Origin of the sequence: Desulfosporosinus sp. FKA (assembly GCF_002196785.1) — a bacterium.
GTDB lineage: Bacteria > Bacillota > Desulfitobacteriia > Desulfitobacteriales > Desulfitobacteriaceae > Desulfosporosinus > Desulfosporosinus acididurans.
In genome coordinates this window covers 53,657-67,656 of the sequence record NZ_NAHZ01000018.1, presented here as the reverse complement: position 1 = coordinate 67,656, position 14,000 = coordinate 53,657, and the positions used below count along the sequence as shown (strand labels likewise).

Genomic DNA, 14,000 nt, shown 5'->3' with positions numbered 1-14,000 from the left:
ACTAATTCTCTCCTTTCAAACAGTATTCAATACTCTTGCAGATTAGATTATTAGAGGCTGAGAATCGAAATATAGGTAACCTTCTCTCCTTGCATCGGGATTGCGCCATGTGGTACATCAGCATAAAAGTATAGCGAATCTCCAGCTTCCACAAAATATTCTTCATTTCCATATACATACTTCATTTTACCGGTTAGAACATAAATAAATTCTTGCCCCGGATGGTCATAAAGCTTAAGCTCATGACTAACTTGGTTATCTATTGTAACTAGTATTGGTTCAAACTTTTGCTGCGGAAAACCCTGCACGAGACTTTCCATCATTTGACCGTCAACTTTACTCATGGGTCTTTGCGATTTCTGATTCCCTCGCACGATTTCAATATGACGTGCTTCAGCAGCTCTAAAAAGCTCACTTAAAGAAACATCAAGGGCACGGGTTATTCTCATCAAAGTACTGAGGGGCGGCGACACCTTATTGTTCTCAATTTTAGACAATAGACTTTTAGTAAAACCAGTACGCTTCGCTAATTCGTCCAATGTCAACTGTTTTTCCAGCCGAACTTGTTTTAGTTGTTTGCTAATAAATAAATCTTCCATAACTGTCACTATCCTTAAACGTCTCTAAAGCAAGATTCATATGACTAATCCGTTGTTTACTTTACAGAAACATTATATCCTTGCGGTCAACTCATTGTCAATACATTATTTCGCATAAGATAATTGACTCTCCTTATAGTCAAACTGTCGCTTGAAATCAGAGAAAAAATTCATAAAGTGAACTCGCTTACGCTAAAGCTGAACATCGGGGCTTCAGATACAATAATGTCCAGTGGACATTATTGCCGAGCCGGCTTTCCCAATAGGAATACCTAGCGGCGAAAGAGGACTCTACCCCACCTGAAGTTAACTACAGACTCGCCCCCACTTATAGGAGTGGGGGGTCTTAAACTGGATCAAAAATGTATTTACACTTAATGGCTCAAATGATGGTTTAAAGGATAGGGTTTTTTTAATTTATCTAATTTAAGCAGCAAACCTCCGCATATAATAAGTAATCCTCCAAGCAGTTGTTCGCTTGTTAGTGTTTCTCCTAAAAGGAAACTAGCTAATAAAGTCGTTATTGCAGGTTCTATAGTGCTTAAGATAGAAGCTCGGCTTGCACCTAAAAGGGATAGACCTTTTTGATAACAAAAAAGAGGAACACCCGTACATAACATGGCTGTCCCAAGGCCTACAGTCCAAAGAGCCAACTGGGAGTGACAGGAAATGACATTGATTGGAGGATAAATAGCAATAGTAGCAAATAAACAAATGATGGTTGTACAAACGGATACAGTAAATGGACTTGACTTTTCGGAAAGATACTGTCCATTGATATTGTATAGAGCATAAAATAGGGCGGATACAACAGCATAAAAAAGGCCCGACATACTGATTTTTTGGCCAGACATGTTTGTAACATCTATAACCAGCAAGCAACCGAAAAAGGCAATAAGCAAAGTTGCTCCTTTAACAAATGATATCTTCTCTTTAAAAATCAAGGCAGACATAAGTACAACCATTAGAGGGTAAGTATAAAGCAATATATTTGTAATGATGACAGACATATGCTTAATGGATAAAAAATAAGTATATGAACATCCAAAAAAGAGAAAGCCCTGAAGGGCTAATTGGATAAAAGAAGATTTAGATATTTTGAAGCCCTTTTTTCTACTGACAAATAGGATAAAAACCATTAAGCTGCTGGCTATGAAAAATCGCGAGAATAACATGACATCTATGGTTAGACCCATGTTAAACCCCCATTTTATGAATATGGGTAAAGCACCATAGCCTATAGCAGCTAAAATAATTAACAGATAGCCATTTAGCATTTCATTGTTTCACTTCTCCCAACACATTTTACACGATACTTAAAATTATAAGTAACGAGCCGACTATTTACCAATACCTAATGTTTATATCGGGTATACACAAAATATTAGTAAGTTTACGTGCAGCAAAAAAGTGAAAACCAGAAATGCTATTATGCTTTTCCACTCAAATAAGACGCAACTTGAATCCCGGCAATTGCTCCGTCAGAAACGGCTGTAGCTATTTGTCTCACCTGCTTTTTGCATATATCGCCCACAGCATAGACACCAGGTATATTAGTTTGCATGCTCTCATTTGCAACAATATATCCATTCTCTTTATTAACCGTAGAATACATTAGTGAATTAGGTGTTGACCCGGCATAGATAAACACATAACTATTCGCAGCTTCTATGATTTCAGTCTCATTAGTATTTATATCTGTAATCTCCAATTTTTCAATACTCATACTCCCTCTAATATTGGTAAGTCTGGAATGCAGACGAATTTTCATATTCAAATTATTTTCTGCTTTTGATGTAAACTCTACTACAGCTCCTAATTTTTCCTCAAAATGGATGAGGTTAACTTGTTTTGCCAACGTTGACAGAAACAATGCTTCTTTTAAAGCACCATCCGAGCCACCCACAACAAAAATTTCTTTTTCCTTATATAGACTTAAATCATCTGACAAATTATAAGCTACTCCTTTACCAATAAATTCTTGCTCCCCTGGTATACCAAGAGATCTAGGAGTAGTACCGTTGGCAATAATCACTGATTTGGTTTGGTAAATACTTTTATTTGTTTCTATTTCTTTGATCTCCGCTTCAAAATTTACAGCAGTTACTTCCTCGAATTTAAAAACTACCCCTGCTTTAATAGCTTGGTTATACATTCTCGTCGCAAAGGTCTTACCAGTTTCATTTTCTGTAATCCCAGAATAATGGGTAACGTTTGAGACTTGTCGGATAGTTCCACCCACTTGGTTTTTTTCTATAACCAATGTCTGCAGCCCTCTGCTAACAGCATAAATAGAGGCGCTGATACCTGCTGGGCCTGCACCTATTATAATCAAGTCATAAATCATAGTTTTCAACTCCCTTATTTTTACTTATTTTTCGGAATCGCCGGCTCGCTATTTTTGAATTCGATGTAAAAAAATATTAATGATCATTCTTATAAATTAGCTTTACCCCTTAAGCTAAAATACTATTCTTCCGTAAGAGTAAACCGAAAACATCACCTATAGATTCCGTTGCTGAAAAAATGCCGCCCCATTTCAGTATAGGGCGGCATCAGTAAAATAATTGGAAGCAGACAAGCTTATCACTCTTTGTATTTTGCAATTTCTTTTGCGGCCTTGCCAGTCATATGCTCGATCTTGACCTCTACCACACAAACTCTACTCCAGTCTTTCTCGATTTCCTTCTGCCCTTCCTGCATATAGTCCGGGGAATACTTTCCGACAAGACTTTCAAGAGCAGCTCTCCTATCAATATCTTCCTTTAGAATCCTAGCTCTGCCAAAAGCGACAACACTGCGAAAATGAGTCGTGAAGGTTTCCTGAATGACCTCATCCTTATCGATGACGCAGAAGGACACCTTATCATTGCGCTTGATGGCATCGATCTTGTGACCTTCCTTTGCGCAGTGGAAATAAAGATTACCATCTACATAAGCGTAGCTAATCGGAATTGCATACGGATAGCCGTCATCACCCGTTACAGACAATACACCTGCCGAGTGAGCCTTAATAATCTCACTTGTTTCTTCTTCGGACAGTAGTTGTTTCTTTCTTCTCATTTCTCTAAACATTAAGCACACCTCATTTTCTTCTTGTTTACTTAAATATTATCTTAAATATCATATAGTAGTTATCGTTGTAATCGCCGCTGATGGGTAGTAACTCTTCGTGCCGTATCGATTCTTGAAAATGGAACATCCAGGTTAAACAGTTCTTGTTCTATATTATGAAGAAAGAGCGATCAAGTCATTTTTCGTTTCACTGTATGGAACGTTCTGCAAATATTGTCGTATATTCTATCATACTTTAAGTATCATGTCGAATATTTGTGAAAAAATAAACTTTTTGATAATTTGCACAAAAGCAGTTAAAATTTATATATAATTTCTTTTCATTAAATTCTTAATTTAATTCTAAAGGGGGGGATCCAATCTTTAACTAAGGTATTTTATGCCGGAGTAAGTGACAGGCCTCCATGTTCGGGGCGGAACGAGAAACTAATCGCAATCGCACTAATATTCTAACTAACCATTTGACAAGCTTGATAAGAAGGAAGGGGTTTTCGATGCCTTGGACACAGAATTATTCAGCATTAGCCGGTAGTATTGGTTTTACTTCACTCGCTGTTGCAGTACCTATCCTCTATCTATTTTGGGCTTTAGCCGTTAAAAAAATGACGGGTCACATTGCTGGTGTAACCACTCTTATATTAACTATTCTAGATGTTGTTATCGTTTACAAAATGCCCGTTTCAATGGCGATTTCCGCCAGCATCCTGGGTGTTTTCAACGGCCTCTTTCCGATTGCCTGGATTGTTTTTTCGGCTGTATTTCTCTATAATTTGGTCGTTGAAGCTGGGCAATTCGATGTCATAAAATCATCAATCGCATCACTCTCGGATGACCGTCGACTTCAAACCTTGTTAATTGCTTTTTCCTTTGGTGCCTTCCTAGAAGGTGCAGCAGGTTTTGGTGCACCGGTTGCTATTGCGGGAGCTATCCTTATAGGTTTAGGGTTTGAACCTCTATATGCTGCCGGCCTCTGCTTAATCGCAGATACTGCTCCTGTTGCATTCGGTGGCATTGGCAGCCCAATCATTGCCGCAGGTTCAGTTACAGGAATAAGCGCCAATGTTATTTCCCAAGCAGTTGGACGCCAATTACCATTCCTTTCTATTTTAGTTCCAATGTACCTTATCATTGTGTTGGCTGGATGGAAGAAAACCGTTGAAGTGCTTCCAGCTGTTCTTATAGCGGGTGGTTCATTTGCTATAACACAATTTTTCTCCTCTAATTATTTAGGAGCTTATCTTCCAGACATCATCTCTTCTCTTGTATCTCTTGTTTGCACAGCAGCTTTCCTCAAAGTTTGGAAGCCAAAAACTATTTGGCGTTTCCCGCATGAAAAAGATACTAAATCAGGTACCGCTGTCAAATATACTGGAGCTCAAATTTTAAAAGCTTGGACACCGTTTATTATCTTAACCATCTTTGTTGGTATTTGGGGAGTACCCGCTTTCAAAGATTTTGTAGCTAAAGACCTGAGATGGTTTATCAACATTAAACATTGGCCTGGTCTTGATGGCTTAATTTATAAAGCAGCACCGATCGTTCCCAAACCTACTCTTTATCCTGCGAACTATGAATGGGATTTCTTCTCTGCCGCAGGAACAGCTATTCTTTTAGCTGCTATCATTTCTTCCTTTATCCTCGGATTGAAGCCATCAAAGACAATCAAGGTTTTTGGAGCGACATTCAAGCAACTTCTCTATCCAATTATTATGATGGGTTCCGTATTAGGAATCGCTTATCTGGCAAACTACTCTGGAATGTCCTTTACACTTGGTTTACTGTTCGCTTCCACCGGAAAAATCTTCCCGTTCTTATCTCCTATCTTGGGATGGTTGGGCGTATTCTTAACCGGTTCGGACACATCTTCCAACGCCTTGTTTGGCAAACTGCAAATGACAACTGCTTCGCAGTTAGGCTTAAACCCAGTTCTGGCAGTCTCCGCAAACAGTTCGGGAGGTGTTATGGGTAAAATGATTTCGCCTCAATCTCTGGCCGTTGCAGCAGCTGGTACCAATCAAGTGGGTAAAGAATCAAGTTTGTTCCGTTTCACCTTTAAACACTCTCTCGGATTTGTGGTTGTTGTCGGCATAATCATTTTACTTCAGGCCTACGTTTTCCCCGGTATGTTACCCCACGTAACGCTTGCACTTCAATAACATTCAATTCGCCTAAGAAGACTGTTCTTTTTGATAGGACAGTCTTCTTTAAATTTGATAAAAAGCAAGTGAACAAGAAGTGGGGGTCTGAAAACTGGATAAATACAGGACTGTAGTTAAGGTTAGACATTACCCATCATTACTAGTTTTTCAGCCATTTGTGTAATTTGCAATAAGGCATTCGAAAGTTCTGAAGCTGCACTGGCTTGAGATTCAGTCATTTTACCTAGTTGCTTAACTGATTTAACTAGATTATTAACAGATGTTTGAACTCCACTTAGATCAGATTCTATTTCGAAAGTTGAATTTCTCGTAGTTTCGGCAAGCTTTCTTATCTCATTTGCAACCACAGTAAAACCTCTACCATATTCTCCGGCACGAGCCGCTTCGATCGATGAATTGATACCAAGAATATTACTTTGGACTGAAATTTTGCTTATTTTTTCTGTTACCTTGTTCGTATGCTCAACTTCTCGAGTGACTTTGTCAATTTCATCAATCATAGCTTTAGTTGTTACATCAAGATCTTCTGAAGTGGCAGTAAGGCTTTCTGAGACTACAGATATTTCCTCTGCAGCTGTAAGAATTTCCCGACCTGCCTCTAGTAATTTATCATAATGCTCGGTTGATATACTTACTGTAATACAACCAACGGTATCTCCATTTTCTTGTATTGGATGGGCTATGCCAACATACGGTATGCCTAAAACTTCTTTTGGGATACGTTTCACAATATGAGTACCTGAATGGAGCGCTTCATCAGTTACAGTATTTTTAGGTACTTGATCCCCTACTTTTAGATTCAAATCTAAATGCGGCCCAGGATAAACGGCAATCACATTTTTTGTATCTAACAGTGTTATAGCTGTTTCCGCATCATAGAGATCCTGTAATTCGCTGGCAATTTCTAGATATGAATTAAGTTTCATTGTTAACGACCTCCATATTCTCTGGATAATTTACACAAATACAACAACCCACTAACTCACTACTGTTAAATTTCGCTAAGTTACTTATAATTCAAAAATCAAAAAAACCTAGTTTATAAATAATTTATAAACTAGGCCGGTTGCGCTACTTTTTCCACATGTATCAAGCGCCCAATTACGATGCATGCTTCATAAATTCCTTGTCATTATAAGAAACTTGCTGTATAACCACGTGTATTATATCGTAAAAATGTCATGAAATTTGTCGCAAAAGGTCACATATGTAAAAATTACTTTTGTTGCGTTCAAACTCTTTCTAAGATCACAATTGCAAACGCGCTCCACGTTATCATTCGATGAAGCGTGTAATGAAAATTGATAATGATGGTCTCGAAATACCTATTCCATAACTTTCTAGAAATTCAAACCTTTTTGCAAACTTTTCAAAAAAACTTGGGCGATGTCAGGATCAAACTGTTTTCCGGAATTTGTTTGAATTTCATATAAAGCCTGTTCCTTAGTGAGGGCATCTCTGTAGGGGCGAGTACTTATCATAGCATCATAACTATCAGCCAGAGCAATAACTCTTGAAATCCTCGGTATTGATTCTCCTTTTAACCCTTTAGGATAACCGTTCCCATCCCATCGTTCATGATGTGCCAATATATAATCTGCCAACTCTAACATTTCATATGATGTACTTATTATCCTATAGCCGATAGCGGGATGGCTCTTTATCTGTTCCAACTCAGCTTCAGTTAGCTTCCCCGGTTTGTTAAGTATGCCTTCTTCGATAGCAATTTTTCCTATATCATGAAGCAGACCGGCAACCCTCAGTCTTCTTATTTCAATTTCAGATAGACCCATCGCTCTCCCTATATACTGGCATAATTCACTAACTCTTTTGGAATGTTGTTCTTCCCTTGGGTTTTTTTCGTGTAAGGTGTTAATGACAGTGTTAATCAGATTATTCCTCGTACCTTCGTTTTCAACAATTTTAACTTTATACATTGAATCCTCAGCACTTTTCAGAACCTTTAATATATCTTCTGCGGCACTCTTCTTAGTTTCCCACCCAAATGAAATGCTGACTTGTATTGAGTTAACACTCAAAGACCGACAATGTTTTTTTATTCTATTGACAATGTTTTCTGCTTCGTTTTTATTAGCCTTAGGTAAAAGAATTACAAATTCATCGCCCCCCCATCGAGCAATTATATCACCAGTTCGACAAGCGTTTTGAATGGCTATTACAGCTTTCTGTAAAAGCTCGTCTCCTTTATCATGGCCAAAGGCATCGTTTACGAGCTTTAAACCATTAACATCTCCCATGATAATAGAAATTGGGAGGTTTCTTTTTGTATCTAGCCGCTTTATCTCCTCTTCGTAGAATCGTCTGTTATAAAGACCTGTTAATACATCATGATAACTTAAATACTGATTTTCATTGTCTCGCTTCTTTCGATCAGAGATATCCCTTATAATACTGAGAAGAACCCGTTCAGATCCTAAATAAGCTCCTTGTGTGCTTACTTCGACATCTAATGGCGTGCCATCCTTGCGATAATGAACAGTTTCCAAAGTAATACCATCTTTATCAGCTGCTTCCATTTGAGCTATAATAGCTGAAGGGTTGTAAAAATGTCTCAAATCAGAAACATTTAAGGATGAAAATTCTTCTTGTGTATAACCATATATTCTCATCGCAGTGTTATTGGCTTCAAGAATATTTCCTTCCATATCAAGGAACCATATTGCATCGTGTGCCTTTTCAGCCAGAATCTCATATTTTTTTAGTCTTTCTAATAATTGGTTTCTCTCAGTCATGTCAATCCCTATTCCAGCAAAATACTGTCGGTCATCAATGCTCACCAAACTAGCTGTTAAGTACATGGGTATTGTAGTGCCGTCCTTTTTTTGCAAATTTGCCTCAGCATCTCCATAGCCCTCTTTGTTTACCATTTCTATACCTTTTATGACCGCGGTTTGACTTTCCAAATCGTTCTGATACCAATCCATTATATGTCTGTTATTTAATTCGCGATAAGAATACCCAGTTAGCTCCTCGTGTTTCTTATTCCATCTCACTAACTTGCTATTATCATCGTACAAATAAATCATACCAGGCGCACTGTCAAATAAAGCATCTGTGAAAATTCTCTCTTTTTTTAACTTGTCTTCGGCAAGTATCTTTTCTGCTATTTCTTCTTCCAAAATAGCATTTAATTCTTGGAGTTGATGGGTACGCTCCGCTACTTTCGCCTCTAATTCTTCATTTAATTTGTTGAGATCATCTTCTGCTTTTTGACGTTTGATAATTTCTTCTTCAAGTATCGCATTAATTTCTTCTAACTCTGCATTAGACTCTTCGAGCATTTTGTTTGTCATAATTAATTCATCAGTTCTTTTCTTGATCTCGACTTCAAGTTCAATATTAAGATTCTTAATCGTTACTTCATTCTTGATCTTGCTATTAATCTCTTGAACCAATGAAATATTTTTCACCGCATACTGGGAGAGCAATTGTGCATTTAGATAAAGGTAATCACAGATGTTTTCGAATTGCTGCTTAGACATGCGTTTGACTTTAGCTAATTTATTTCGATATATATCCCGGTCAATATTAAGGTCATCTGCATATTTAATCAAGTCAGTATTTTCAGAATCTTCTTCGAGAACTTGTCCAATCAGCCAGTCAGCAATATGTACTCCATTAACAACAATGCTTGCTCCGCCATCAAGTAGTCCGGCACTTAAACATCGCTGAATATTAGGTCCGTCTTCTCTGGGACTCCCGATAACCGAATCTGATTTTTGGCAGTTATATAGACCTTTTTCAGTGTTCCTTATTTCTTTACACAAATCACAAAAACCACTTGGCGCTGTTATAGAAGTCCCATCGGGCTCAGTGATGATAGATGCCACACCTGTAGCAGCAGAAAACAAATCTTGTAGCTTTTGTATTTCATTGAGATCAAAGAGTTCAGTAAATTTACTTAAGCATTCAGATGTGAACCGCTTGCTCATCCATAACACCTCTTTCTTTAGAAAACAACCGATGTTTTTAATTACTAAACTTCGCTCTCCTGATATCATTGTGAATAACAATATCTCATATAATTACACTTTTGTTAATAATACTTTAAAATTTTAAGTTTTCCAACATGTAATTTTCGAGTTATTTCGACATTTGCACAAGAAATTACTAAGCTAAAGACAAGATATGAGAGAACTAAAAGCCGCCCTGCTGTGGGACGGCTTTTAATGTTTAAGCAATTTAATCAAAAAATTTAGTAACGCAGAAATCTTAACTGAATACTCTAGATTATAAACCCGTATTGAAAACCCCTTACTTGTAAGATGAATATAGGCAACGCATTTGAAGGAAGGTTGTAATGATTTGACGGATAATTTAGAGATTCCGTATTTTTTGTGTCCTAACTGTGGACAGGTTAGTAAATCGAACAAATGGGCTTCTATATCTCGTAGAATGACAACAATCACCGTTTCGTTCAATTATAGGGGGAAACCCAAGAATTCGAAGAATGTTGTATGCCCTATGTGCAAAAAAGTGTGTCGTTACCAAGACGTTGTTGAGTGCAAATAGCCAAAGGCATTTGCACTACTATTCTAATTTAAACTTTTCTGTTGATTCTTGCAGTGACCGAGAGGCTGCTTGAAGCTCTTCAGTCAAAGTATTGATTTCCATCATTGCTTTCATTTGTTCTAAACTGCTCGAAGCCACTTCATCTGTTTTAAGGGTAGTCTCTTTAATAATGGCACCAACCTGTTCTATTTTGGAAAAGATATCATGCGAATTATCAGCAATATTTCGGGCGAATTGAGCTACTTCCTTAACTTGACGATTGACTATCTGCGTCGTTTCCATAATCTTATTAAATGTTTTTTGAGCTTCTTCAATTATTTTGACTCCATTACGAACAACGTCTTTTTCTGCTGTCATGCTGGCAATAGCCCTGTCAACGTTATGTTTAATATCCAGTATGATCTGTTCAATTTGAACACTGGATTGGTTTGATTGCTCCGCCAGTTTGCGGACTTCATCGGCTACAACACTGAAACCACGACCATGTTCCCCTGCTCGTGCGGCTTCAATAGCTGCATTTAAGGACAGTAAGTTAGTTTGGTCCGATATGGCCTTAATGGTTGCGACAATTGTTTGAATTGAGCTGGATTTTTCACCGAGTTCGGAAATAATGGTACCAGTCTCATCAACAGTATGATGAATGTGGAGCATTTGGACGTTTGTTTCGGTAATCGCTTGATCTCCTTCATTGGCTAAGGTCAGCGCCTGAGTGGAAGCTTGATCCGCAAGAGATACACTTTGGTCAATTTGTTCAATTCCGGCAGACATCTTCTCGATCGTAGAAAGAATAGCCTGAAGATTATTATCCTGACTTTGGTTTTGTGATCCTTGGGCTAACTCATCGATACATTGAGATATTTGCTTTGCAGCACTGGCGGTTACTTCTACACGTTCTCCCAAAGTTTGAGATGATTCCTGGAACGTTTTTACTCCATAGGAAATATTTTCAACTAATGAGCGAAAATTTTCAAGCATTGTACCAAGTGACTGGCATAGTTTCCCTATTTCGTCTGTTTTCGTAAGACTACTTAAAGTTGGTGTCAGATCACCTTTAGCCAGTGTATCGGCAAAATCGACGGCATGTCTTAGGGGTCTCGAAGTTAGAAAAGAGATATAAAGTCCGTAAAGAAATATTAATAGACTGGCGAGGGTTGAAAAGATTAATAAAGTTTCAATATGAGTTACCAATTCACCTCCCTGTAACGCTAAGTAATAAGCAAAACCACCGCTTGAAAGGTTGATTAATGCACTGATTAAAAAGGCAAGAATAAGCTTATGGGAAAGAGTAAGGTTAAACCACCAGCGGATAATTCTGGAATGACGAAAAAGATATTGGCTCAAACGCTCTAGAAATGATGTCAAGGTAACGTCCTCCTCTAATTAAAATTTAAGTAACAATATCAAATGATAGTGAAGTTACCATAATAATTTTTTTCGATTCAATAGAACTTCTTCTCCGATTGTTAAATTCCTCTTATTTAAAACAAAAATAAGCCTAGCTTATAAATAGTTTATAAACTAGGCCGGTTGCGCTGTGCAAAAATGTCGCAGAATTTATCGTAAAAAGTCATCGCTACTTTGTTTATCCACGCACTTGAAACTAAAAGTATAATATTTTATCAGCACCGATTAATGCCTGGGCTGCCAGTGGCAGTTTAACCGGCATAATGAAGTCTTCCATTTGGGATGTGTCTTCAAGATTTTGAGAAATACCATCGATAACATTAAATGTAGCACAGGAAACAATATTTATTCCTAATTTATCCTTAACGAAACGAGCCATTAATTCAAGATTATCTGGAAGTGCATCCTTAGCTACACCATCCAGCTGACTCGCGATTAATTCTTTAAGATCATCTGTTAATTTAAGGGATGCGAGCATGCCCTTTTTAGACATGTTAACTCCATAAGGTCCATAATATAACGTGACATTTTCAATCTTGGCTATATGCTTGGACATAAAAGCTACAACATAAGAAGCATACTGATTGTATGGCTTGTCGATGCCACTGTTAACTATGATTAATAGGTTTTGAATATTCTCCATGTTTATCCTCCTTCAAATAATCAGGTCTCCTCATTTAATTACCACATTCATCATGATGCTGATGTTCGTGACAGACAGAGCCCGTAGATTTAAGTGTGCCCTGCAAATAGCTTTTTGCAGCGGTTTCAGCAATTCCTTGTGCACCTGTAATAACCTCAATACCTTTATCGTTGAAGATGCTGACGGCGCTGCCACCCATGCCCCCGGCAATCACAACGTTAACTCCCATATCGTTTAAGAAATTTGGTAAAAAACCAGGCTTATGTCCAGGGTTTGGTATAGATTTGCTCTTAACAATTTGATTGTTTTCTGCTTCAAAAATATTGAAACTCTCGCAATACCCAAAGTGTTCTGTGACCATTCCATTCTTACTTGCCACAGCAATTTTCATTTTTCTTTTCCTCCATTTTATCTAACATAGTTGTTATATTCTCTAGCCAATCACCCTCAAAACGTTTACTCAAACTTTGATCACGTGTTGCGAAGAAGTCACAATTAGTAATCTGTCAACTGGCATGGCAATTACCTCCTTTTGGTTATTGGCATATGCCCCATTCGATTTCTATTATAGTCCTTTTTGAACATATGTCAATTATTATTAAGTTTTTATATTATAGTTGCAAGACTAAATTACTTGAATTTATCCAATCGTAAGACTCCCACTTTGTAAGTGGGAGTTGGTTCCTTCTAGAGATTAGCAAATCGCATTTCGAAGCGAAATTAGCCCTTGCGGGGTATATGTTTTCGTTATTCTGGTTTTAAATGTAACTATCGAATGCAATTATATTTGGCATATGTCACAAACGTTTAGGAATAGAATAAAAATAAGTATATTCGAAATATTTAATAAATTAGAAGAGGAGGAACTAACTATGCCTGAAACAAAAAAAGTTAAGGACTTAATGGTTCCGGTTTCATCTTCATCATCATCTGAATATCCTGTAGTCTATAATACCGATACCTTAAGAGACGCCATAAAAGTTCTTAAAGACTATTCAGGTGAGAGTAAAAAACATCGGTCCATTATAGTCCTAAAAAAAGAAGGAAATGAGGAGAGACTTGCCGGTATTTTAACAGTGCGAGATATACTCAATGCCATAAAAGTAAAAACGCTGAATAATAATGATACCGCTGAGAATTTTCCAGTGTCTTGGGGAAACTTTTATCGTAAGAGTTCCTTAGGTTATAGCGTTAATACTAAAGTTGCTGATGCAATACGTCCACTAGTAACTGAATTTGTTCATTCAGAGCAAAATCTTTCTGATGCAATTCGAATAATGATGACTAAAAAAATCAATATACTGCCAGTCTTGGAGGGAGGAAAGCCGATAGGAATTATTAGGGCAATTGACATTCTATATTATATTGAAGAATGTTTATAATTGATAATCATACTTGAATTCAGAAATCAGTGATTGAAGCCCCGCTCCTCAACCGAGGATAACCAGCGCAGCCCTATAGGCTGCGCTTTAAGCTGCCCTTTCTTTAAAGCAAGACCTCCATGGCCATGTTCTAAATAGAAAGTTTTCTACGCATCAAATCTAAACAGCCACCCATAGAACATAGCCAGCAAATTCAATTGACTAT

The 14,000-nt window shown here is 37.5% G+C and carries 11 protein-coding genes and 1 riboswitch; of the genes, 2 read left to right on the top strand and 9 right to left on the bottom strand.

Annotation, left to right across the window (positions count from 1 at the left end; genetic code table 11):
- Positions 1-50 precede the first annotated feature (50 nt).
- The 4 genes from B5771_RS05775 to B5771_RS05760 all read right to left on the bottom strand — a co-directional run bounded on the left by B5771_RS05775 (position 51) and on the right by B5771_RS05760 (position 3,674).
- Complete coding sequence (locus tag B5771_RS05775) at positions 51-599, bottom strand: XRE family transcriptional regulator (RefSeq protein ID WP_047811712.1); 549 nt, start codon at positions 597-599, stop codon at positions 51-53.
- A gap of 374 nt (positions 600-973) precedes the next feature.
- Positions 974-1,876, bottom strand: coding sequence for a DMT family transporter (locus tag B5771_RS05770; protein WP_088186692.1), 903 nt, complete (start codon positions 1,874-1,876; stop codon positions 974-976).
- Positions 1,877-2,028: 152 nt separating this feature from the next.
- Complete coding sequence (locus B5771_RS05765; RefSeq protein ID WP_088186691.1) at positions 2,029-2,946, bottom strand: FAD-dependent oxidoreductase; 918 nt, start codon at positions 2,944-2,946, stop codon at positions 2,029-2,031.
- 239 nt (positions 2,947-3,185) lie between these two features.
- On the bottom strand, positions 3,186-3,674 hold the full coding sequence (locus B5771_RS05760) for a pyridoxamine 5'-phosphate oxidase family protein (RefSeq protein ID WP_088186690.1): 489 nt from the start codon (positions 3,672-3,674) through the stop codon (positions 3,186-3,188).
- Positions 3,675-4,168: 494 nt separating this feature from the next.
- Between B5771_RS05760 and B5771_RS05755 the strand changes: the two genes are divergently transcribed.
- Positions 4,169-5,830, top strand: a complete 1,662-nt coding sequence (locus B5771_RS05755) for a lactate permease LctP family transporter (RefSeq protein WP_088186689.1) — start codon at positions 4,169-4,171, stop codon at positions 5,828-5,830.
- 122 nt (positions 5,831-5,952) lie between these two features.
- Here B5771_RS05755 and B5771_RS25045 read toward each other — a convergent pair whose 3' ends face one another.
- From B5771_RS25045 to B5771_RS05730, 5 genes are all read right to left on the bottom strand, one after another.
- On the bottom strand, positions 5,953-6,759 hold the full coding sequence (locus B5771_RS25045; RefSeq protein WP_088186688.1) for a methyl-accepting chemotaxis protein: 807 nt from the start codon (positions 6,757-6,759) through the stop codon (positions 5,953-5,955).
- Positions 6,760-6,884: 125 nt separating this feature from the next.
- A riboswitch (cyclic di-GMP riboswitch) is annotated at positions 6,885-6,968 on the bottom strand.
- A gap of 205 nt (positions 6,969-7,173) precedes the next feature.
- Positions 7,174-9,786 (bottom strand): PocR ligand-binding domain-containing protein, encoded by a 2,613-nt coding sequence (locus B5771_RS05745; RefSeq protein ID WP_088186687.1) that lies wholly within the window; start codon positions 9,784-9,786, stop codon positions 7,174-7,176.
- Between the two features lie 598 nt (positions 9,787-10,384).
- Positions 10,385-11,728, bottom strand: coding sequence for a HAMP domain-containing methyl-accepting chemotaxis protein (locus tag B5771_RS05740; protein WP_088186686.1), 1,344 nt, complete (start codon positions 11,726-11,728; stop codon positions 10,385-10,387).
- 238 nt (positions 11,729-11,966) lie between these two features.
- Positions 11,967-12,413 carry a hypothetical protein gene (locus tag B5771_RS05735; RefSeq protein ID WP_088186685.1) on the bottom strand — a complete coding sequence of 149 codons (447 nt, stop codon included), beginning with the start codon at positions 12,411-12,413 and terminating at the stop codon, positions 11,967-11,969.
- A 34-nt stretch (positions 12,414-12,447) separates the two neighbouring features.
- The gene (locus tag B5771_RS05730) at positions 12,448-12,804 is read right to left on the bottom strand and encodes a NifB/NifX family molybdenum-iron cluster-binding protein (protein ID WP_088186684.1); all 357 of its coding nucleotides are present in this window, start codon (positions 12,802-12,804) and stop codon (positions 12,448-12,450) included.
- 481 nt (positions 12,805-13,285) lie between these two features.
- Here B5771_RS05730 and B5771_RS05725 point away from each other — a divergent pair, with 481 nt between their 5' ends.
- Positions 13,286-13,795, top strand: a complete 510-nt coding sequence (locus B5771_RS05725; protein WP_088186683.1) for a CBS domain-containing protein — start codon at positions 13,286-13,288, stop codon at positions 13,793-13,795.
- The last annotated feature ends 205 nt before the right edge of the window (positions 13,796-14,000 follow it).